General features: G+C 62.1%; 21 protein-coding genes and 1 pseudogene. 10 read left to right on the plus strand and 12 right to left on the minus strand.

Annotated features, from left to right (window positions below; genetic code table 11):
- Positions 1–132: 132 nt before the first annotated feature.
- From soxG to QFZ88_RS27460, 4 genes are read right to left on the minus strand one after another with little or no spacing between them, the layout of a single operon-like run.
- Positions 133–690 (minus strand): sarcosine oxidase subunit gamma family protein, encoded by a 558-nt coding sequence (gene soxG, locus QFZ88_RS27445; protein ID WP_065996699.1) that lies wholly within the window; start codon positions 688–690, stop codon positions 133–135.
- Between the two features lie 12 nt (positions 691–702).
- Entirely contained in the window at positions 703–3,693 is a 2,991-nt protein-coding gene (locus QFZ88_RS27450) for a sarcosine oxidase subunit alpha (protein ID WP_065996700.1), read from the minus strand.
- The gene (locus tag QFZ88_RS27455) at positions 3,690–3,992 is read right to left on the minus strand and encodes a sarcosine oxidase subunit delta (RefSeq protein ID WP_065996701.1); all 303 of its coding nucleotides are present in this window, start codon (positions 3,990–3,992) and stop codon (positions 3,690–3,692) included. Before QFZ88_RS27455 ends, QFZ88_RS27450 begins: the two co-directional genes overlap by 4 nt.
- Positions 3,993–4,002: 10 nt before the next feature.
- Positions 4,003–5,256, minus strand: a complete 1,254-nt coding sequence (locus QFZ88_RS27460; RefSeq protein WP_065996702.1) for a sarcosine oxidase subunit beta family protein — start codon at positions 5,254–5,256, stop codon at positions 4,003–4,005.
- Between QFZ88_RS27460 and QFZ88_RS27465 the strand changes: the two genes are divergently transcribed.
- The gene (locus tag QFZ88_RS27465; RefSeq protein WP_245317387.1) at positions 5,204–6,379 is read left to right on the plus strand and encodes a GlxA family transcriptional regulator; all 1,176 of its coding nucleotides are present in this window, start codon (positions 5,204–5,206) and stop codon (positions 6,377–6,379) included. The two genes, QFZ88_RS27460 and QFZ88_RS27465, sit on opposite strands and share 53 nt — an antisense overlap.
- 46 nt (positions 6,380–6,425) lie before the next feature.
- On the opposite strand, the gene QFZ88_RS27470 is transcribed toward QFZ88_RS27465, so the two are convergent.
- Entirely contained in the window at positions 6,426–6,692 is a 267-nt protein-coding gene (locus tag QFZ88_RS27470; RefSeq protein WP_287499036.1) for a LysR substrate-binding domain-containing protein, read from the minus strand.
- A gap of 66 nt (positions 6,693–6,758) precedes the next feature.
- Between QFZ88_RS27470 and istA the strand changes: the two genes are divergently transcribed.
- On the plus strand, positions 6,759–8,288 hold the full coding sequence (gene istA, locus QFZ88_RS27475; protein ID WP_150978916.1) for an IS21 family transposase: 1,530 nt from the start codon (positions 6,759–6,761) through the stop codon (positions 8,286–8,288).
- On the plus strand, positions 8,278–9,072 hold the full coding sequence (istB, locus tag QFZ88_RS27480; RefSeq protein ID WP_065996945.1) for an IS21-like element helper ATPase IstB: 795 nt from the start codon (positions 8,278–8,280) through the stop codon (positions 9,070–9,072). The genes istA and istB overlap by 11 nt, the downstream gene beginning before the upstream one ends.
- A gap of 71 nt (positions 9,073–9,143) precedes the next feature.
- Here the strand turns inward: istB and QFZ88_RS27485 are convergent.
- From QFZ88_RS27485 to QFZ88_RS27515, 7 genes and pseudogenes are all read right to left on the minus strand, one after another.
- Positions 9,144–9,245, minus strand: a pseudogene (locus tag QFZ88_RS27485) (Ku protein); the annotation flags it as partial.
- A gap of 315 nt (positions 9,246–9,560) precedes the next feature.
- Complete coding sequence (locus QFZ88_RS27490; protein WP_065996943.1) at positions 9,561–10,118, minus strand: hypothetical protein; 558 nt, start codon at positions 10,116–10,118, stop codon at positions 9,561–9,563.
- An 18-nt stretch (positions 10,119–10,136) separates the two neighbouring features.
- Positions 10,137–10,517, minus strand: a complete 381-nt coding sequence (locus QFZ88_RS27495) for a hypothetical protein (RefSeq protein ID WP_065996941.1) — start codon at positions 10,515–10,517, stop codon at positions 10,137–10,139.
- Positions 10,518–10,530: 13 nt separating this feature from the next.
- Positions 10,531–10,827 carry a hypothetical protein gene (locus QFZ88_RS27500; protein WP_245317438.1) on the minus strand — a complete coding sequence of 99 codons (297 nt, stop codon included), beginning with the start codon at positions 10,825–10,827 and terminating at the stop codon, positions 10,531–10,533.
- 19 nt (positions 10,828–10,846) lie between these two features.
- Entirely contained in the window at positions 10,847–11,467 is a 621-nt protein-coding gene (locus QFZ88_RS27505; RefSeq protein WP_065996937.1) for a thermonuclease family protein, read from the minus strand.
- The gene (locus QFZ88_RS27510; RefSeq protein ID WP_065996932.1) at positions 11,464–12,126 is read right to left on the minus strand and encodes a thermonuclease family protein; all 663 of its coding nucleotides are present in this window, start codon (positions 12,124–12,126) and stop codon (positions 11,464–11,466) included. The genes QFZ88_RS27505 and QFZ88_RS27510 overlap by 4 nt, the downstream gene beginning before the upstream one ends.
- Positions 12,126–12,797, minus strand: a complete 672-nt coding sequence (locus QFZ88_RS27515; RefSeq protein WP_065996930.1) for a hypothetical protein — start codon at positions 12,795–12,797, stop codon at positions 12,126–12,128. Before QFZ88_RS27515 ends, QFZ88_RS27510 begins: the two co-directional genes overlap by 1 nt.
- 130 nt (positions 12,798–12,927) lie before the next feature.
- On the opposite strand from QFZ88_RS27515, the gene QFZ88_RS27520 reads away from it, so the two are divergent.
- The 7 genes from QFZ88_RS27520 (at position 12,928) to QFZ88_RS27550 (ending at position 19,305) form a co-directional block, all read left to right on the plus strand.
- Entirely contained in the window at positions 12,928–13,320 is a 393-nt protein-coding gene (locus tag QFZ88_RS27520; RefSeq protein ID WP_065996928.1) for a hypothetical protein, read from the plus strand.
- Positions 13,321–13,764: 444 nt separating this feature from the next.
- Positions 13,765–14,541 carry a hypothetical protein gene (locus QFZ88_RS27525; RefSeq protein WP_137902178.1) on the plus strand — a complete coding sequence of 259 codons (777 nt, stop codon included), beginning with the start codon at positions 13,765–13,767 and terminating at the stop codon, positions 14,539–14,541.
- On the plus strand, positions 14,542–15,000 hold the full coding sequence (locus QFZ88_RS27530; RefSeq protein WP_065996921.1) for a hypothetical protein: 459 nt from the start codon (positions 14,542–14,544) through the stop codon (positions 14,998–15,000).
- 258 nt (positions 15,001–15,258) lie between these two features.
- Positions 15,259–16,125 carry a lytic transglycosylase domain-containing protein gene (locus QFZ88_RS27535; protein ID WP_065996919.1) on the plus strand — a complete coding sequence of 289 codons (867 nt, stop codon included), beginning with the start codon at positions 15,259–15,261 and terminating at the stop codon, positions 16,123–16,125.
- Complete coding sequence (locus QFZ88_RS27540) at positions 16,122–16,493, plus strand: TrbC/VirB2 family protein (protein ID WP_065996917.1); 372 nt, start codon at positions 16,122–16,124, stop codon at positions 16,491–16,493. Before QFZ88_RS27535 ends, QFZ88_RS27540 begins: the two co-directional genes overlap by 4 nt.
- 14 nt (positions 16,494–16,507) lie before the next feature.
- A complete protein-coding gene (locus QFZ88_RS27545) occupies positions 16,508–16,819 on the plus strand; it encodes a VirB3 family type IV secretion system protein (RefSeq protein ID WP_065996915.1) in 312 nt (103 codons plus the stop codon).
- Positions 16,816–19,305, plus strand: coding sequence for a VirB4 family type IV secretion/conjugal transfer ATPase (locus QFZ88_RS27550; protein ID WP_065996913.1), 2,490 nt, complete (start codon positions 16,816–16,818; stop codon positions 19,303–19,305). Before QFZ88_RS27545 ends, QFZ88_RS27550 begins: the two co-directional genes overlap by 4 nt.
- Positions 19,306–19,309: the final 4 nt, after the last annotated feature.

The following is a 19,309-nucleotide window of genomic DNA, read 5'->3' on the forward strand; positions in this document are numbered from 1 at the left end:
TCCGCGGATACGATGTTCTCCGAAGCGATCAATTCGATCCGGTTCTTCTGTCGGTCGAGTTCCTCGGCGATAGCGCTGGCGATCGCGGTGTCCGAGATGGCTGGGGCGGTCATAGCGTTATCCTTTCAAAGATCAGGCGAGTTCGGCAGCAAGTTCCCTGCAGCCGGTTTCGAGCAGCTGGGCGATGTGGGAGGCGAAGCTGTTCCAGACATCGATCCGAAAGCGGTCGGCCGCGTCGCGCCACAGCACGACGGTCGCGCCGTCGAACAGAGTGCGGCGGCCTTCGCCGGACGGGATCGTAGCGATGTCGCGCGGGCAGCCGAGCGTGAGCAGTTCGGCCGCCTTCGGCCCCTCGGCCAGCAGCGTGACCTCGCGTCCGGAAATGTCGACCAGGCTGTGCGGATGGGCGGCGGCCAACGCCGTGCATGCTGCGGTGAGCCGGGCGGCGTCCCTAGTGGGCGCGTGGATCGTCCATTCGTCCGGGCCGAGGCGGATCGCCTCGATCTCGCCGACGGCGGCGCGGCGGCCGATGCGGTCGGGCAGGGCAAGCCCGAGTGCGGCGCTCAGTGCCGCGACGGCGTTTCCCCTGGCGCGCAGCGACAGCCGCCCCTCGGTCGGCGAGACACTGAGCTGTGCGGCCTTCGTCTCGATCACGACGCCGGGATTCAGGGAAGAAATCTCGCTGCTCATCTTCGCCTCCGGTCAGATCTTCAGGCGGGTGTTTTCGGGATCGACGAAGACGGTCCCGGTGACGGTGGCGGCGATGGTGCGGCCGGGCATCGGGATGTAGACGGTTTCGCCCATCCGCTCGTGCCCACCCTCGACGAGGGCCAGCGCGATCGGCCGGCCGGCCGCGACCGAGTGGTAGGACGAGGTGACGTGTCCCACCATCTTCATCGGGATCGGCTGCTTGGGGTCGAAGACGATCTGCGCGCCTTCCTCCAGCTTCGAGCGGTCCTCGGTCAGCAGGCCGACGAGGTGCCTGCGGCCCTGGGCCGTCAGGTCGGGGCGGGCCAGGCCACGCTTGCCGACGAAGTCGGGCTTGTTCTTGCCGACCGCCCAGCCCATGCCGGCGTCGTAGGGCGTGACCGTGCCGTCCGTGTCCTGGCCGACGATGATGTAGCCCTTCTCGGCGCGCAGCACGTGCATCGTCTCGGTGCCGTAGGGCGCGATGCCGTATTGCTGGCCGGCCTGCCATAGGGTCTCCCACAACTTGCGGCCGAGCGGCGCGGGCACGTTAACCTCGAAGCCGGTCTCGCCCGTGAAGCTGACCCGGAACAGCCGGGCCGGCATGCCTGCCACCGTGCATTCCAGGCACGACATATGCGGGAAGGCTTCTTCGGTCAGCTCGATCCCTTCTACGAGCGGCGCCAGCAGCTTCGCGGCGTTGGGTCCGTTCAGTGCGATGGTGGACCATTGCTCCGTCGTCGAGGTCAGCCAGACGTTCAGCCCGGGCCATTCGGTCTGGAGGTAGTCCTCCATCATGTTCAAGACGCGCGCGGCGCCGCCGGTGGTGGTGGTGACGTGGAAGCGGTCCTCGGCCATGCGCCCGATCACGCCGTCGTCGCGGATGTAGCCGTCGTCGCCGAGCAGCAGGCCGTAGCGGCAGCGTCCGACGCCGAGCTTGGCCCATGGGTTGGTGTACATTCGCTCCATGAAGGTCACGGCATCGGGGCCGACGACTTCGATCTTGCCCAGCGTCGAGGCATCGAAGATGCCGAGGCTGGAACGCACCGCGCGGCACTCGCGGCTGACGGCCGCGTCCATGTCCTCGCTGGGCTTCGGGAAGTACCACGCCCGGCGCCATTGCCCGACCGGCTCGAAGACGGCGCCGTTCTCGGCGGCCCAACCGTCGATCTGCGTCTTGCGCGTGACCTCGAAATGCTCACCGCGATGGTAGTTCGCGAAGGCTCCGAAGGTGGTCGGCGTATAGGGCGGCCGGAAGGTGGTGAGCCCGACCTCCGGCTGGCGCTTGCCTAGCGCGTCGGCAGCGATGTTCAGCCCGTTGATATTCGACATCTTGCCCTGGTCGGTCGCCATGCCGTTGGTGGTGTAGCGCTTGACGTGTTCAATGGAGCGCATGCCCTCACGCACGGCCAGCCGCAGGTCCTTGGCGGTGACGTCGTTCTGGTAGTCGACGAAGGCCTTGGCGCTGCCGGGATTGCGGTCGGTCGGCAGCTCCTTGTGCGACACGCCGCTGCCGGGGCGGTCGTTGTCGACCGCGTAGGCGAGCACATTGCTTGTCTTGCCAAGTGCCGCCGCCACCTCACGACCCCGCTCCGCGCCGTCCTTCAACGCCGCCTCGACGCCCCAAAGCCCACGGCTTGCACCGGCGATGGCGCAGTCTTCGTTCGTCCGGTCAGGCAGGAAGGTGGTGAGGTCGTCGCTCCAGGCGAGCTTGCCCTGCGTGTGCGAGAACAGATGCAGGGACGGAGTCCAGCCTCCGGACGTCAGCACCGCATCGCATACGATCTCTTGGCCACCGCCGACGCTGTCACCCTTGACCGGATTGACGCGGATCGACTTGACGCGCATTCGGCCCGAAGTGGCGGTCGCCGTGTGCGACAGCTTCACCGGGATGCCGAGCGCGCGGGCCTCGTTCACCAGATCCTCGCGGACAGCGGCACGGGTGTCGACGATGGCCTGGATGCGCGCGCCCGCGCCCTGCAGATCGAAGGCTGCGTACCAGGCGCTGTCGTGGCTGGTGACGACGACCGGGCGGTCGCCGACGCGCACGCCGTAGCGGTTCAGGTAAGTTTGCGCCGCACCCGCCAGCATGACGCCCGGGCGGTCGTTTCCGTGGAACACCAGCGGCTTTTCCAGCGCGCCCTGGGCCAGCACGACCCGGCGAGCCCGTACCCGCCACAGGCGCTCGCGCGGGGTGTCCTTCGGCAACGCGTCGAGATGATCGGTCACGCGCTCGCAGAGGCCCAGCATGTTCTGGTGGTAATAGGCGATTGCCGTGGTGCGGGTCATGATCCGCACGCCCAGACCCTTCAACGCCCTCAATTCCTCCGCCAGCCAGTCCCAGGCCGGCCGGCCGTCGATCCGCGCCTGCGGTTCCGACAGAAGCGTGCCACCGGGCTCGGCGTTCTCGTCGACGAGGACGACCTTTAGCCCGTCGACCGCCGCCGCGCGCGCTGCGGCGAGACCGGCGGGACCGGCGCCGACGATGAGCACATCGCAATGCAGGTTGCGCGAGGCGTACTGGTCCGGGTCTTCCTCCGTCGGGCTGACGCCGAGGCCGGCGGCGGCGCGGATGAATGGCTCGTAGACCTTGTGCCAGAAGCTCTTCGGCCACATGAAGGTCTTGTAGTAGAAGCCGGCCGAAAACAGCATGTAGGCGGCGTCGTTGACAGCCCCGACGTCGAACTTCAGGCTGGGATACTTGTTCTGCGAGATGGTTTCGAGCCCGGCGCGCAGCTCCTGCACGGTGGCGCGGGTGTTCGGCTCGAAGCGGCCGGGACCGCGCCGCGTGCCGATCAGCGCGTTCGGCTCCTCCGAGCCGGCGGCGACCGGGCCGCGCGGACGGTGATACTTGAAGGAGCGGCCCATCAGGTGGACGCCGTTGGCGAGCAGGGCGGAGGCGACCGTGTCGCCCCGTGCGCCCTGATAGATCTTGCCGTCGAACGTGAAGCTGACCGGCTGCCCGACGTTGATCCGCCCGCGGCCTGGAACGCGATACCGGCTCATTTGCGGACCTCCGGCAGGGCCTCGAGGGTGGGGCGAGGCGCGCCCGCCTTGTAGGTCGTCAGGAAGCGGTCGCTGACCGTATCGCGTACCGCGTTGAAGAAGCGGCCGCAGCCATGAAGGTGCCGCCAGCGCTCGTAGTGCGGGCCGCGGGCATTGGCGCGGATGAACAGGAAGCCTTCCCACTGGTCGTCGGTCTGGGACGACGGGTCCTGCGGACGCACGACATGCGCCTCGCCGGCATAGGTGAACTCGGCCTCGGGCAGCGTTTCGTTGCAATAGGGGCAATGGATCAGGAGCATGGGTCGGTCCTCAATGCGCGACGGCGGCGGCGGCGGCCTCGTCGATCAGACGGCCGGTGCGGAAGCGGTCCAGCGTGAACGGAGCGTTGATCGGATGCGGCTCGTCGCGGGCGATGGTATGTGCGAAGACGTGGGCGGAGGCCGGCGTCGCCTTGAAGCCGCCAGTGCCCCAGCCGCAATTGACGTAGAGGTTCTTCACCGGTGTCTTGCCGAGGATCGGCGAGCGGTCCGGCGTCACGTCGACGATGCCACCCCATTTGCGCAACATCCGCATGCGGTTGAAGATCGGGAAGACCTCGACGATGGCCGCGATGGTGTGCTCGATCAGCGGCAGGCCGCCGCGCTGAGAATAGGACGTATACTGGTCGGTGCCCGAGCCTATCACCAGTTCGCCCTTGTCGGACTGGCTGATATAGGCGTGGACCGCGTTCGACATCACAACGCAGGGAAAGATCGGCTTGACCGGCTCCGACACCAGCGCCTGGAGCGGATAGCTTTCCAGCGGCAGCCGTACGTCCGCGGTCTGCATCACCACCGACGTATGGCCGGCTGCCGATACGGCGACCTTCTTGGCCTTGATGAATCCCCTGGCAGTCTCGACGCCGGCGACCGAACCGTCCGGATTGCGACGGATCGCCGTCACCGGGCAGTTCTGGATGATGTCGACGCCTCGCGCCGCGGCGGCGCGGGCGTAGCCCCATGCGACCGCGTCATGACGCGCGGTGCCGGCGCGCTCCTGCAGGGCGCCGCCCATCACCGGATGGCGGGCAGTGGGCGAGATGTTCAGCGGCGGGCAGTATTCCTTGCATTCCTCCCGCGTCAGCCAGCGGTTGTCGACACCGTTCAGCCGGTTGGAATGGATGTGGCGCTTGAAGCTTTGCACGTCGTGGACATTGTGGGCGAGCATCAGCACGCCGCGCCGCGAGTACATGACGTTGTAGTTCAGTTCCTGGCTGAGGTTCTCCCACAGGTCGACGGCGTGGTCGAACAGCCGGGCGCTTTCGTCATAGAGATAGTTCGAGCGTATGATGGTGGTGTTGCGGCCCGTGTTGCCGCCGCCCAGCCAGCCCTTGTCGATCACCGCGACGTTGGTAACGCCGTGTTCCTTGGCGAGATAATAGGCGGCCCCCAGTCCGTGGCCGCCGGCGCCGACGACGACCACGTCGTATTCAGTCTTCGGCTGGCTGTCCGGCCATTGCTCGGTCCAGTTCTTGTTCCCGGTCAAGGCGTTCTTCAAGAGTGAGAAAGCTGAAAATCGGGTCATTGGATTCCCCAGTTCTATGGGGCCTACTTATTGCGATATCGCACCGCTTTTGGCAGAATGTGCGCGTCATAAGAATGGTATCCATGCGACAAGAACGGGAGAAGGGTCCTTGACCGATGGAGAAAAAAGGGGCCAGAATGTGCGGAAGCTTCGGCCGCGCCTGTCGGTCGGCTTCATCCTCGCGCGCCGCTTCACACTGTGCGCCTTTGCGAATTTCGTCGATGTCTTGAGATTGTCGGCGGACGAGGGCGACCGAAGCCGCCCGATTTTATGCGGTTGGCGCGTCCTGTCGGCAACGATGGAGCCAATCGTGTCCAGCTCCGGTATTGCAGTCCATCCAGAGGAACGGTTAGGCGATCCCACCTTGTTCGACTATCTCGTCGTCGTCGGCGGATTGATCGACGAGATTCCTAACCTGAGTCCGGAATATACTCACTACCTTCAGCGCGCGGCCGCTGCGGGCGTGCCACTCGTTGGCGTCTGCACCGGCGCCTTCATCCTTCACCGTGCCGGGCTGTTGAACGGCTATCGCTGCTGCGTGAGCTGGTTCCACCATGCGGATTTCCTGGAACAGTTCGATGGGCTGCGACCCGTCTCCGACCAGATTTTCATCGTCGACCGCGATCGCCTGACCTGCTCGGGCGGTGCAAGCTCGGCGCATCTCGCGGCTTGGCTGGTCGACAGGCATGTCGGACGCGCACAAGCTCGCAAGAGCCTCCATATCATGATTATCGACGATGCGTTGAGGGCCGAGAAACCGCAGCCCGGCATCCCGCTCGACCTGACGACCGACGATCCGCTGGTGAAAAAGGCGCTTCTGCTCATGCAGCAGACCATCGACACGCCTTTGTCCGTCGCCGAGACGGCCCATCGGCTAGGCGTTAGTCGTCGCCGACTGGAACGCCACTTTCAGCAAGCGGTCGGCATGGCGCCGACGCTTGCCTGCAAGATTATGCGGCTGGAGCACGCGGAATTCCTGCTGTGTCAATGCGATCAATCGGTGACGGAGATCGCCGCCGCGACCGGCTTCTGCGATTCCTCGCATTTTGTCCGCGCTTTCCGCGAAAGGTGCGGCATGACGCCCGCGGCCTTCCGCCGTACACATACTTCCGTAGGCGCCTGAGTTCGCTTTGGCGGAATGATACAGTCCGAGTATACTAACGAACCGGTTATCGCGCGGGTCGACTTTTCACTACTTCGACGAAATGGCGCGCCGAATTTGAACGGTTGCTGCGCTTCCATGCCAGCACCGTTGGAATGCGAAATGCAGGATGTACGATAGGGCGCAGCACGACGTTGCTTCCAAGGAACCCGATGAGGCTCTTGGGATAGACGGTCACTCCCAGACCAGCGGCGACAAGACCTAGAAGCGCCAGCGTATTTGAGGCCTGTTGATTTCCGCCGAGAACTGACCCGGGATTGGGCGGTTTTTCCATTGAGAAGTGACCCATGTTTGAACCCACCCCTGCTGGTTGATCGCAGGGGATTTTGGAGTGATAGACATGGCGTTACTGAGCGTTATCCGACGCTGGCATCTGCGTGACGGGCATTCGATCCGGGAGATTGCGCGGCGCACGGGACTGTCGCGGAACACGATCTGCAAATACCTGCGATCTGATGAGGTGGAGCCCCGCTTCCAGGTGCCGGATCGGCCGAGCAAGCTTGATGCCTATGCCGAGCGGCTGTCGGCGTGGCTGAGGACGGAGGCGAACAGGCCGCGTAAGCAGAAGCGCACGATCAAGCAGTTGCATGCCGACCTGATGAGCCTTGGCTATGAGGGCTCATATGGTCGTGTGGCCGCCTTTGCGCGGGCCTGGAAGGAAGAGCGCCAACGTCAGATGCAAACGAGCGGGCGCGGCACCTTCGTGCCGTTGGCGTTCGAGCCCGGCGAAGCGTTCCAGTTCGACTGGTCGGAAGATTGGGCGGTCATCGGCGGCGAGCGCACCAAGCTGCAGGTGGCTCACTTCAAGCTCAGCTACAGTCGGGCCTTCATCGTGCGGGCCTATCCGCTGCAGACGCACGAGATGCTGTTCGACGCCCACAACCACGCCTTCCAGGTTCTGGGCGGCGTTCCCCGGCGCGGGATCTACGACAACATGCGCACGGCGGTCGACAGGATCGGCCGCGGCAAGGAGCGGCAGGTCAATGCCCGCTTCTCGGCCATGGCCAGCCATTATCTGTTCGAGACCGAGTTCTGCAATCCGGCCTCGGGCTGGGAGAAGGGGCAGGTCGAGAAGAACGTCGAGGATGCGCGTCACCGGCTATGGCAGCCAATACCGCGCGTTCCATCGCTGGAGGCCTTGAACGACTGGCTGGAACAGCGGTGCCGGGAACTGTGGCAACAGGTTCCCCATGGCCTCAGGCCGGGAACGATCGAAGACATCCGGGCCGAGGAAGCACGGTTCCTGATGCCGATGCCACGCCTCTTCGACGGCTTCGTCGAATACACCAAGCGGGTCTCTCCGACCTGCCTCGTCCATCTGGAGCGCAACCGCTACAGCGTGCCGGCGTCCTTCGCCAACCGGCCTGTCAGCCTCAGGGTCTATCCGGAACGGATCGTGGTTGCTGCGGAGGGGCAGATCGTGTGCGAGCACCGCCGCATCATCGAGCGGTCGCATGACGGCCCCGGTCGCACCGTCTACGACTGGCGTCACTATCTGGCGGTCATCCAGCGCAAGCCCGGTGCTCTGCGCAACGGCGCTCCCTTCACTGAACTCCCCGAAGCCTTCAAACGGCTGCAGCAGCACCTGCTCAGGAAGCCCGGCGGCGACCGCGAGATGGTCGAGATCCTGTCGCTCGTCCTGCAACATGACGAGCAGGTCGTGCTGACCGCCGTGGAGATGGCGCTGCAGGCCGGCGTTCCGACCAAGGTCCACATCCTCAATCTCCTGCACAGGCTGGTCGACGGCAAACCGATCGAGACGCCGATCGTGGATGCGCCGCAGGCGCTGAGCCTGGTCAAGGAGCCGCAGGCCAATGTCGAGCGCTACGATGCTCTGCGCCAGACCCGGGAGGTGCGTCATGCGTCATGATCCCGCCAGCGGCGCTATCGTCGTCATGCTCAGAAGCCTTAAAATGCACGGCATGGCGCAGGCCGTCGCCGAACTCACCGAGCAGGCTTCACCCGCCTTCGAGGCCGCCATCCCCATCCTGTCGCAACTCCTGAAGGCCGAGATGGCCGAGCGGGAGGTCAGGTCCGTAGCCTATCAGCTCAAGGCAGCCCGCTTCCCGGTCTATCGCGACCTGGCCGGCTTCGACTTCGCCAGCAGCGAGATCAACGAGGCCCTCGTGCGCCAACTCCATCGATGCGAGTTCATGGACGATGCCAACAATGTCGTGCTTGTCGGCGGCCCCGGCACCGGCAAGACCCACATTGCCACCGCCCTCGGCGTGCAGGCGGTTGAGCATCATCGCAAGCGTGTCCGCTTCTTCTCCACCGTCGAGCTCGTCAACACGCTTGAGCAGGAGAAGGCTCAGGGCAAGGCCGGCCAGATCGCCAACCGGCTCGCCCACTCCGATCTCGTCATCCTCGACGAACTCGGATACCTGCCCTTCAGCGCGTCAGGCGGGGCGCTGCTGTTCCATCTGCTGAGCACGCTCTACGAGCGCACCAGCGTCGTCATCACCACCAACCTCAGCTTCAGCGAATGGGCCACCGTCTTCGGCGATGCCAAGATGACGACGGCGCTGCTCGATCGGCTCACCCATCACTGCCACATCCTGGAGACTGGAAACGACAGCTTCCGCTTCAAGAACAGCTCTGCCCAGACCACACCAACAAAGAAGGAGAAAGCACCCACCTTGACCAAGACCTAAGACCCAAACCATACATGAAGGCGGGTCACTTCTCGGCGAAAATCCCGGGTCAGCTCTCAGCGGAAATCAACAGCGATGCGCTCGGACGAGGAAGCGGCCGTGTAGAGCGCTACCGCGCAGGCAACTTCTCCGAACTTGATGTAACCCTTCCAGTTTGCCCGCGCTGCAACCATGACACTCGCACTCCGGCACAACCTATGCGAGTCAATAAAGCCATGGACCGCCGATATGGTTCCGGAGTCAAAAAGAATCTGAATTCAAAGGGTTGGGACATTCGTCGACCAGGATGCCGTTTATGGCCTGCGCAGGCGGAAAAAGGCGCAGGGCGGCGGAATGGTGATTTGAACGAACATGTCGTCCAACTGGGACGCTCCAACCCCCTTCAGGTACAGATATTTCGAGAAAGAATCCGCATTTGCGCATCACGATTGAATGGCATCAAAGCCCATTCCTTCATTGTAGGCTGCTCAGTGATGGGGAATTCAATCTCAGTTCCTCAAATTGAAATGATAGCGCGCAACATTGCCGGTCTCTTTGTTGCGAATGTCGAAATAGTAGGGATCTTTGCGCTTCGGTCTCGGAATGATCTCGTTCGTCATGCAAGTGTTGCCATCGCGCCGAAACTGGTCACTTTTCAGGTAGTCGATATTTCCGAAGTGTCTACTGCGATTGAAAAGCGTGGTGCAGGCGACCTGAACCGGCTTTGCGCAAACGGCGGTGTCGCGCATGTTGCCGCCATGGCCGCTGTAGGTGTTGATAGTGGTCGCAGTCGTTCCGGCCGGACAATCTTCATATTCGGCATAACCCGGCTCTTTGGTTCCTGCCTCGGGACAGGATGGCCAATAGCCGGGATGAACCTTGCGGATTGACAGCAGTTTCAAAACGGGCGGCACGCAATACGAAACCCCTTGCCATGAAGGATTTTGCGACGCAACACACAGCAGGATTTTGCAGCCGAAGGAAGCATCCTGGGCCTGGGCACTATGAACCGAAATGCCGATGACGATGCTGGCGATAGCGGGAAGCAGGTATCGTAGGGGCTTCATGGTTCTCTCCTTGTCTCGTCAATTCTGTGATGCCCAGACGTCGTCGATTTTGACAAAGCGGAGCACCTTGGGCAGAACGTGGTCGTGCTTGTCGGTGATCGTGAGCGAGCAGAGGACACCTGGACCGGCCGCGTCCTTCTGGCACTGATCGATGGCGACTTTTTTCACGCCGCCGAAGAATATGAGTTTGCGGATTGCGGCGAGCGCTTCTCCATCGGATGGCACTTCAAGCCTGGTCGCCGCCTCGTATTCGTCAACCTTCTTTTGCAGCGTGGTGATCTGGCCAGCGAGTTCCTCGACCTTGGTCGCGTGGATCGAGCTCGCGTAGACGTAGCCGCCAGCAACCCCGACGATCAACGACACGAGTCCCGTGACGCCTAAATTCACCGTCTGATTCATGGGAGAATGTCCGTCACTGATAGTCAGTGATGCCGAGACGGCGCAGGACTTTGCCCGGGTCGGTCTCGCAATCATGCTTCCAGTCCGGATGTCTGGCGCAGCCATAGGCGTATTGGCTGAGATCGGCGCTGGAGAGATTTGCGAGCTCGTTGCCCTTATCCATCCACTTCTGGACATCATCAGGCGTACACCCCATACCGCCGGCGCCACACTGATCCGGGTCGATGCCGGTGTTTTGAGACGGCTGCTGGGAAGTCTGCGATATCGCCGGCGAAGCGAGGATCGCGCCGGCGCCAACAATCAGGACCATGAAGAATAGGCTTTTCATCTTAACCTCGCGGAGGATTTTCGGGTGGCACTGGAGCGGGGGGAGGAAGGGGTAGGCCGAATTCCGACGTTTCCTTTGACGTCGAACGCGCCACAGGCTCCGCCGGCTTGTCGGGTTTGTAATTCCAGGGCGGGGTGAGCTTCGGATCGGACCAGACGCCAAACCCCAGGCCACGCGCGCGGCGTTCGATATCGAAATAAGCGGGAACCTGCGGCTCGCCGGGAAAATTGTACGCGTATCCAATGCCTTCGGCGATCGCGGTCGCGGCCAGATTGGTTTCATCGACAAAGCAATGCGCGAGAACGGTGCCATTCGCATCGGTCGTCACGGATGCACAATTCACATCGTGTTTCAGGGTGCGAAGGATCAACCAGGCGCGGGCCACCTGACCGACGGGCCATTCGACGCTTTCGGTCGTGGCAACCTGATCGAGCCGAGGTGCAAGATACCCTGCAAGGCGGACGATCTTCTTAGGGGTGATGAACTCGATGGTCGATCCGTCGAGCACCTGCACGCGTCCATAGATTTGCTTCGGCAGGACCGTGTCCGCTGGGCCCTGCGCGCTCGCCGGCCATATCGTGGCGAGCATGACGAAGATCGCGATGCCGTTGAGGGGTTTCATTGCTTGCCGACTACGTCTTTTGAGGACTGCTGCTGACCCTGTCCAATGAGGATGGAAACAGGATGGGGAAGATCCGAATAGGCCCAGAGCCCTTCGCGCGCTTCGCGTGCGCCTTGTTCGGCGAGCCGATAACCCGGAACGACCAGCTGGCCGGTCGAGCTGACAGCTGCAAATCCCCATCCCTGCGCGATCATGAAGGTCGCGAGGTCGTAGCGGGTTTTTCCCGTCGTCGTCTGACAGACAACAAGCAGATTGCTGGCATCGAGTTCCCGGATCGTCGTACAGACGGGTTTGCTGTCCCGGACTATAGCCTGCGCCATGATCAGGTTCAGCTCACCGCAATCACGCTTTACGCCGGGTGCTATCGTCACCGACGTGCCACGCAGACAGGCTTGTAGGCCATAGAGCCGGTAACGCTTGCCATCCGCGATCCAGCTATCGGCGGTCTCAAATTGCGCCGTCATGGGAAAGGGCACGAATTTGCTGCCGTTCCCGTCTGCCGACGGGGTCGGATCTCTTCCGTCCGGCGCCGGCGCCTGCGCCTGGACAGGAACTGGCTCCGGTCGCGCCGGCACCTGAACAGCCGGCACAACGGCCGCATAGGCGAACACAAGAGAACGGGCGACGATAGCAATAAGCATGATTGTCGAGACCTGCATCAATTCGTCTGGCTTTGCCGGTACCGTTCACCATAGGGGTGCTGGAACGAGGCGTTCGACCAAATGCCGACATGGGCCTTTGAGGCCGCGGCTTCGGCAGCGGCGTATTCAGGGAAGAGCGCTGTGCCGTCAGGCGCCCGGGTAGGGAAAGCCAATCCGCGCCGAATGAGGTATTCCGACAACGGCTGGACACGATCGTCAGCGCCGATGAAGAAGCATTCGGCAAAGCGAACCGAAGGTTTTCCGGTGTTCGCGCCAAGAAAATGGCACGGAAACGCGCCGCCCGCAGATGCTGCGGCCGTTTGCAGAGCAGCATTCAGTCCAGCGAGCGACAGCATGGTGCACGTCGCGCGCATCCCGTTCAGTTGCAGTTGTTGCGTCGATTGGCAGCCCTGAGCGCCGACCAGCTTGATGATGGTGTTTTCGGCATCGACAAACGCATTGCCGGTCAATGCCGCTTCAGGAATGACGGTTTCGAGTCTCAGGGCCTTCTCCAAACTGGCCGGATCCGGCGCGCGTTGTGGCCCCGGAACAAGATCGCGGCCGTTTGCGTAGGCATTCTGATAATATTCGACAAACTTGGCACGACGCGGCGCCGTCGCCTTTTGGGCGGCGACGGTCGAGGCCGAAGCCAAGAGGACAGAGATGGAAATTGGAGCAATTGCGCGCATTTTTCAGTTCGGCCTTTTCCAACCGACGGGAAAATGCTATAGACGATAATTATACGATAGTGCAAGTTTCGAGAGGCACGGAACCGCTTTTCCGGCACATGACGCGGTAAAATTATACGGACGATTGGCGATGATCAGGGCTATAAAAAAATTGGTGCAGGCGTTCTGGATGCTTGCCGGTCTTGTCATGCTCGTCGTCTGGATCGCCTTCGGTGGTTGGCTTCTTCTGTGGATCGGGTCGTCCGCTATTGGTGCGACATGGGCCCCTGCGATCGGCTCTTGGGGCTATGATTTCCTTGTCCAGCACTTCTGGGTGAAGCTTGTCGCCATCCTGGCATGCCTGACGCTTGTCGGAGCGATCTCGGGTGAGACGACCAGCCGGCGCACCAGGCCGGCTTCAAATTTTGACGACGAGCGTAAGACGGAGCAAGAAAAGCAAAACCTCGCCGATGAGACGATCATTGGTCAGCGCAACTCAAGGGCATCCCAATGCGCTTGGGAACGGTCTGCGGGGCTGCGCTAGCTGACGCCGCTGTCTGCTGACATGAATCCCAAGCAGCGCTGTGCAGGCCGCTACCGACAGGCTGTAACTGCCAACCGGTAGTTCCATAGCAGAATCGACTTGCCACGCGGATCTTCGACTAACGGTATCCGCCTGTGAAGCAGCATCACGATGACCGTGAAGTCCAAGGCCGCAAACGCGGCCAAAGCCGCACCTTTTATCGCGCGCTTTCCTGTTTCTCCGCCCCAGACGCTGACGCGGCAGGTCCACGCCCCACCTCCTCCTTGCAGGCCAAGTCCTGAAGGCCGCAGCAGCACGGCCAAAGGCCGTTGCTGCGCCTTGCCAGCGGCATAGGAATTGCGCCATCTAAAATTATACGATAGTAACATTTTGAGGAGGCGCCGGGGTTTGCATTGAGCGTCTGCACGCTCGAATTCGGAGCGAAATGAGAGAACAGAGTCGCCCGTGAGCGAAGTGTGGTCGATGGATTGGTATCTCGTACCGCTGCAATACGACTGTCGGCATTGCGGGACGCAGGCGGACGGATATGGGCTGGTGCTCGGACCGAACACGCAGGTATCACAGGGGACGACGGCCGAGAATTGGGACGTGGACCGACTTGGTACCTATGGCGCCGTATGCGGTTGGAAGCGCGCCGGCCCACAGCGGTGCGAGTTCATCACCGCCATGAGCGAAGGAAGGCTGCGCTTCACCAAGGATGAGCTGTTGCTCGCGTGCGAGCATTGTGGCGGAAGAACCGGACTGGGCGCGGTGGCACCTACTGCGATGGAGAATTTCGTACAGTGGGGATCGCTGCGCGCGATGCGCAACGAACGGCGAATGATCGTCGCCAAGGGGGCGGACATTGCGAAGTTTCACGATGGCACGGTCATTGATTTCGACCGGGCGATCGGTCCGTCATTCGCCGTGGTGGCGCGCGGCGCCTGCCATAACGATAGCCGCGGGCAAGGACGTATCGAGATCCTGCTGGATCTGGCGGCAGGGCATTACGCCTGGTCGACGATGTTCGGAAACCGCGGGTCGCAGAAGGCGTGGTCGACGCTGTCCGCCGTCTCGGGCAGGCAAATCGCAACGATGGTGGAGCAGTTGGCGCTGGCGGAGATCGATCTGACATCGCTGGGCTGCATTGACGATGCAGGACCCGTTTGCCGGTTCGCGTTCGAGCAGATCGTCAATGGGCTGATGGCGAGCGGCTATGCTTGCGACGCGGGGAGAAGTTGAATGAAGGTGCCGGTCATCGCGGCGATAGCACTGGGTTTGGCTGTGGAAGGGTGCGCGTCACCGGTCGGTCCGTCGAGCTACTCCGCTCCACGTCCATGGACAGGTTTGAAGCTGACGCAATGCAAGGCATACGGGACGTTCTCGGAATGCCAGTTGGTGCAAACGTCGACGTCACAGTACCGGCGATATCGGCTCGGTCCGGTGCAGCAACAGAACCGTCGGTTCCAGACCTTGAGCGACGACTATCAGTATCAGATCACGGGTTGCTACCAGATTGAGCGCGTAAACAGACCATTGCCGAACTACCTCTGCCGCATCGTTAGGTACCGAACTGGGGCCGATGCGGGGTCGGTGTTCGTCAAAGGCGCAACTGCGGTCAATCTGGCCAAATTCCTCGGCGACCAGGAGCAACTGCGCTATCAGCGGACGCGTGATCCCTGGGAGCGAAAAGGCTCCTGATCGGAGACTCAGACCGGCGAATGCGATCGGTAGCTCAGGAGTTAAATTATACGATAGTGACAGTTTGTCCTTGACCTTTGCGAATTAGATTATACTAGAGTGCAATCTAAGGTCCACCGTACAGGGTCAAGAATGCGGTTTCTGTCGAGGAGAGCGACGCGATTTTCCAGTGCTCACGGCCTCACGGCCATTGCACTGTTGTGCGCGGTGATACCCCTGCAGGCTGTCGGGGAGGGTCTGGAGGCTCGACCTTCAGGCGTGGAGACGCCGCTGAGCGATGAGGCGTTTTCCGCCCGTACCGGAGCCGCAACGGCGGCGCCGCGTACATCAGCGAAAGCTGTCCTGGTGCCGGTCCGAGTGAAGGCCGTTCGGGCAAGCGCCAATGTCTTTGCCTATCGGGCCGAGCCTCTTCGGGTCGAGCCGCCGCACGATCTGACGGCCGAAAGCACCGCAGACGCCGCCGATGTGATGCCGTGGTCGGCAATCGGCAACGTTGGCGCGAAAGTTCGGCCCGACCTGCTGGCGGGAATCCCTGACGATGTCGCACGGTTGATTGTTCAGGCGGCGGGCGAAGAGGGCGTCGATCCGAATTTGATGCTTTCGATCGCTCGGGCCGAGAACGGCGCTTTCGATCCCGAGGCGATCAGCGGGGCAGGGGCGATCGGGATCATGCAGATGCTGCCGGAGACGGGAGCCGCATATGGCGCGAGCGATTTGACCGATCCGGTGCAGAATGTGCGCGCATCGGCGAAATTCCTGAAAGTGCTGGTCGATAAATATGCCAACCCGTTGCTCGTGGCGGCGGCGTACAACGCCGGCGAGCCGAAGGTGGACGCCCGCACTTCGCTGCCGCTTATCCGCGAAACGGCCGACTATGTGACACGCGTGGTGGGTCTCTACACCCACGCATACGCGCAAGGCGACATCCAGACCGTTGGACGGGTGCGCCAAGGTCTCAACGCACGTGAGAAGCGGAGAGCGGCGAACCCAGAGGTCTCCAGCCCCGCACGATCGACGATGCTGGTGTTTTCCACAAATGACCCAAGCCCCATGGGGACGGATGCGGCTGAGCAGATACCGGGTCCGGACGGCCCCGTGAAAGTAAAAGAGGAAGGCAGCCTATGAACAGCGTGAAGGCATTTTGCGGCGGGCTGAAAGACGCTGCCAGGAAAGGGTGGAACTCGCCACTCGGCAAGCGGGTGATCGTCCATTCAACCATGGCGACGGTGAGCGCGGGGATCTTGTTCATGTCCGCGATCGAACCGGCAGCGGCGCAGAACCTGCAGGCCCTGCAGAACGCCGCCGACCGTATCGTCCAGTTCTTCACCGGGCCATTCGGGCGCAGCATCGGCGCGATCGCCTTTATCGGCATGTTTCTCGCCGCGGCGTTTGGCTACTGGAGCTGGGGCGCCCTGTTGCGGGTCGGCGGTTCGCTCGCCGGCATGTTCGCGGCGGCCGAGCTTGTCGATTTTCTGGCCGGTGGCGCGCAGTAGGCGCCTTCATCGTCATGGCGAACAGAGACGAAGAAGAGATCGTGGACACGTACCCCGTCATCCTGGCGATGACGCGGCCGCCGACGGTGATGGGCATCCCCTACACCTTCTTTCTCGCGGAGTGCTTCACCTCGCTCATGCTGTTCCTGGCGCTCGGTTCCATTCTCTGGTTCCCGGCCGCCTTCATCGTCCAGCATTCGGTTCTGTACGTGGTGAGCACGAAGATCGATCTGTGGTTCTTCGACATCCTGCAGAAGCACAGTGCATGCGGCGTCAATCCGCTCGGCAGGCGGATTGGAGGCCGGATCAGGACCTACGGCAAATGACGACGGTTGCGAGCTCCTTGCGGTCGAATCTCAGTCGGGGATGGGACATCTTCGCCGACAAGGGGATATCGACGCATGTGCCGTATTTCGCGCCGATCGAGAACGGGATCATCCGGCTCAAGAACGACTGTCTCGTCACGACGCTGCGTCTCAACGGGTTTTCGTTCGAAACGGCCGATATCGACTACGTCAATCTGCTGCAACGGCAGCGCAACACGGCATTTCGGGCGATTTCGAGCCTGGGAAGCTTTGCGGTCTACACCCACGTCGTGCGCCACAAGGTGAAGCCTTCGCTGCCGGGCAACTTCGCCGATCCTTTCATGGCTCGTATGGACGAGGTCTATCAGGCCAGCATCTCGAAGAACGAGATGTTCGTCAACGACACCTATGTGTCCCTCGTGGTGCGACCGGTGTTCAGGAAGGGCACCGTTTTGGGCCGAATCCTGGGTGCGGGCGGCACTGTGGTGGCGCGGGAGCAACTGCGCCATATGCGCGACAAGCTGCTCGAAGCGACGCGCGCGCTGGAGAAGAGCCTCGATCCATACGGTCCGCAGGTATTGCGCGATGTGAAGCGCGTCGAGGTGTCCATGCCGGATGGCCGGCGGATCTATCGCGACGTCAGCGCAGACATGGTCGTGGATCCGGATGCGCGTGTCGTCTGGTTTTCCGAGCAGTGTGAGTTTTTCTATGCTCTGCTCAATGCCGGCAAAGTTCGGCCGATGCATCTAGGAAACATGCCGATCGACGAGATGGTGCCATCGCGGCGAACCACATTCGGCAATCGCACGCTCCATCTGGAAGGAGATACGCGGGTCGAGGATCGCTATGCCGCAATGATCTCGTTGCGGGAGTACCCGCCGGAGACCGGCGCCGGAATGCTCGACTATGTGCTCAAGCAGCCCTTCGAGATGGTGGTCACGCAATCTCTGTCCTTCGTTGACGACCAGGCCGCCCGCTACAAGATCGATCGTCTGGACCGGCAATTGTCGAAATCCGATGAAGGCGGTTCTTCGATCCAGAGCGACCTCGATTTCGCGCGCGACCAGCTGGCGCGAAAGAATGTGGCGTACGCGGAACACCATCTGACGGTCATGCCGATCGCCAGGACCATTGACGCGCTGGACGAGGCGGTGGCCGTGGTCGGCTCGGAGTTCGGCGCCCTTGGCGCCAGCTATGTGCGCGAGGACCTCAATTGCGAACCATGCTATTGGGCGCAGTTGCCCGGCAACCAGGCCTATATCGCCAGACGGGCGACGATCTCGACACTGAATTTCGCCGGCTTATCGTCGTTTCATGCCTACCCCTACGGCAGGCCCGACGGCAACCATTGGGGGCCGGCGATCACGATTTTCGAGACGACGTCGGGCACGCCCTTCTTCTTCAATTTCCATCAGGGCGATGTCGGGCACACAACCGTTTTCGGCCCGACCGGCTCCGGCAAGACGGTGCTGATGGGCTTCCTGATCAATCAGGCCTATCGGGTCAATCCTGATCTGAAGGCCGTGGTGTTCGACAAGGACCGCGGCCTGGACATCATGGTGCGCGCCGCAGGCGGCGCGTACATGACGCTGGAGCCGGGGGAGCCGTCAGGCTGGAATCCTCTGATGATGGAGAACACGGAAGAAAACCGTGTGTTCCTCTATCGGCTGATCAGCTTCATGCTGAAGCCGAACCGCGAGGGCGAGTCCCTGACCCCTCAGGAGGAGCAGATCATCCGCTCCGCCATCAAGCAGATCATGTCCTCGGGCGATGTGAAGTTCCGACGCATGTCGGCACTGCGCTCGCTTCTTGCCGGCTCACAGCGGACCGAAACCGGCCTGATGGCTCGGCTCGATAAGTGGGTCGAGAACGGGCAATACGCCTGGCTGTTCGACAATGCCGAGGACCGTCTGGACATTTCCAGGCCGATGATCGGCTTCGACATGACCTCGATACTGGAAGACCCGCAGGCCAGGACGGCCGCGCTTCTCTACATGTTTCATCGCCTCGACAAGATCTATGACGGCAAGACGCCGGTGATCAACCTGATGGACGAGGCCTGGAAGCTCCTTGATGACGAGGAGTTCAAGCGCTCGATGAAGGATTATTTCAAGACCATCCGCAAGCGCAACGGGATGATCATTTTCGGCACGCAGTCACCGGACGACGTGGTGCGGTCGAGCGTGTCGCGCACGATCATCGAGCAGACCAGCACGAACATCTTCTTTCCGTTCCCCAAGGCCGACGAAGACAGCCTCAAGAAGCCGTTCGGTCTGTCGGATGCCGAATTCACCTGGGTCAAGGAAGGCGATCCGGCTGAGCGTTTCGTCCTGATCAAGCACGCCCGCGACAGTGTCGTGGCCCGTGTCGACATGGGCCACATGATGGATTTCGTGAAGGTGCTGTCCGGCCGGGAGGACACCGTGCGCCAGGTCGAAATGCTGCGCGAGGAATATGGCGAGGATCCGCGCGACTGGTTGGACAAATTCTGTGACTGGAAGGAATAAGACG

The sequence above is a fragment of the Mesorhizobium sp. YL-MeA3-2017 genome (genome assembly GCF_030814575.1).
Classification (GTDB): Bacteria; Pseudomonadota; Alphaproteobacteria; order Rhizobiales; family Rhizobiaceae; genus Mesorhizobium; species Mesorhizobium terrae.

Bases quoted from the DNA above. Each gene is read 5' to 3' on its own strand.
- QFZ88_RS27505 (WP_065996937.1), bottom strand. From the start codon at position 11,467: ATGAAACCCCTCAACGGCATCGCGATCTTCGTCATGCTCGCCACGATA.
- QFZ88_RS27550 (WP_065996913.1), top strand. From the start codon at position 16,816: ATGACGACGGTTGCGAGCTCCTTGCGGTCGAATCTCAGTCGGGGATGG.
- QFZ88_RS27470 (WP_287499036.1), bottom strand. From the start codon at position 6,692: ATGGAAAAACCGCCCAATCCCGGGTCAGTTCTCGGCGGAAATCAACAG.
- QFZ88_RS27495 (WP_065996941.1), bottom strand. From the start codon at position 10,517: ATGAATCAGACGGTGAATTTAGGCGTCACGGGACTCGTGTCGTTGATC.
- QFZ88_RS27450 (WP_065996700.1), bottom strand. From the start codon at position 3,693: ATGAGCCGGTATCGCGTTCCAGGCCGCGGGCGGATCAACGTCGGGCAG.
- QFZ88_RS27540 (WP_065996917.1), top strand. From the start codon at position 16,122: ATGAACAGCGTGAAGGCATTTTGCGGCGGGCTGAAAGACGCTGCCAGG.
- QFZ88_RS27500 (WP_245317438.1), bottom strand. From the start codon at position 10,827: ATGGTCCTGATTGTTGGCGCCGGCGCGATCCTCGCTTCGCCGGCGATA.
- soxG (WP_065996699.1), bottom strand. From the start codon at position 690: ATGAGCAGCGAGATTTCTTCCCTGAATCCCGGCGTCGTGATCGAGACG.
- QFZ88_RS27545 (WP_065996915.1), top strand. From the start codon at position 16,508: ATGGCGAACAGAGACGAAGAAGAGATCGTGGACACGTACCCCGTCATC.
- QFZ88_RS27510 (WP_065996932.1), bottom strand. From the start codon at position 12,126: ATGCAGGTCTCGACAATCATGCTTATTGCTATCGTCGCCCGTTCTCTT.
- QFZ88_RS27515 (WP_065996930.1), bottom strand. From the start codon at position 12,797: ATGCGCGCAATTGCTCCAATTTCCATCTCTGTCCTCTTGGCTTCGGCC.
- QFZ88_RS27520 (WP_065996928.1), top strand. From the start codon at position 12,928: ATGATCAGGGCTATAAAAAAATTGGTGCAGGCGTTCTGGATGCTTGCC.
- QFZ88_RS27490 (WP_065996943.1), bottom strand. From the start codon at position 10,118: ATGAAGCCCCTACGATACCTGCTTCCCGCTATCGCCAGCATCGTCATC.
- istA (WP_150978916.1), top strand. From the start codon at position 6,759: ATGGCGTTACTGAGCGTTATCCGACGCTGGCATCTGCGTGACGGGCAT.
- QFZ88_RS27460 (WP_065996702.1), bottom strand. From the start codon at position 5,256: ATGACCCGATTTTCAGCTTTCTCACTCTTGAAGAACGCCTTGACCGGG.
- QFZ88_RS27530 (WP_065996921.1), top strand. From the start codon at position 14,542: ATGAAGGTGCCGGTCATCGCGGCGATAGCACTGGGTTTGGCTGTGGAA.
- istB (WP_065996945.1), top strand. From the start codon at position 8,278: ATGCGTCATGATCCCGCCAGCGGCGCTATCGTCGTCATGCTCAGAAGC.
- QFZ88_RS27455 (WP_065996701.1), bottom strand. From the start codon at position 3,992: ATGCTCCTGATCCATTGCCCCTATTGCAACGAAACGCTGCCCGAGGCC.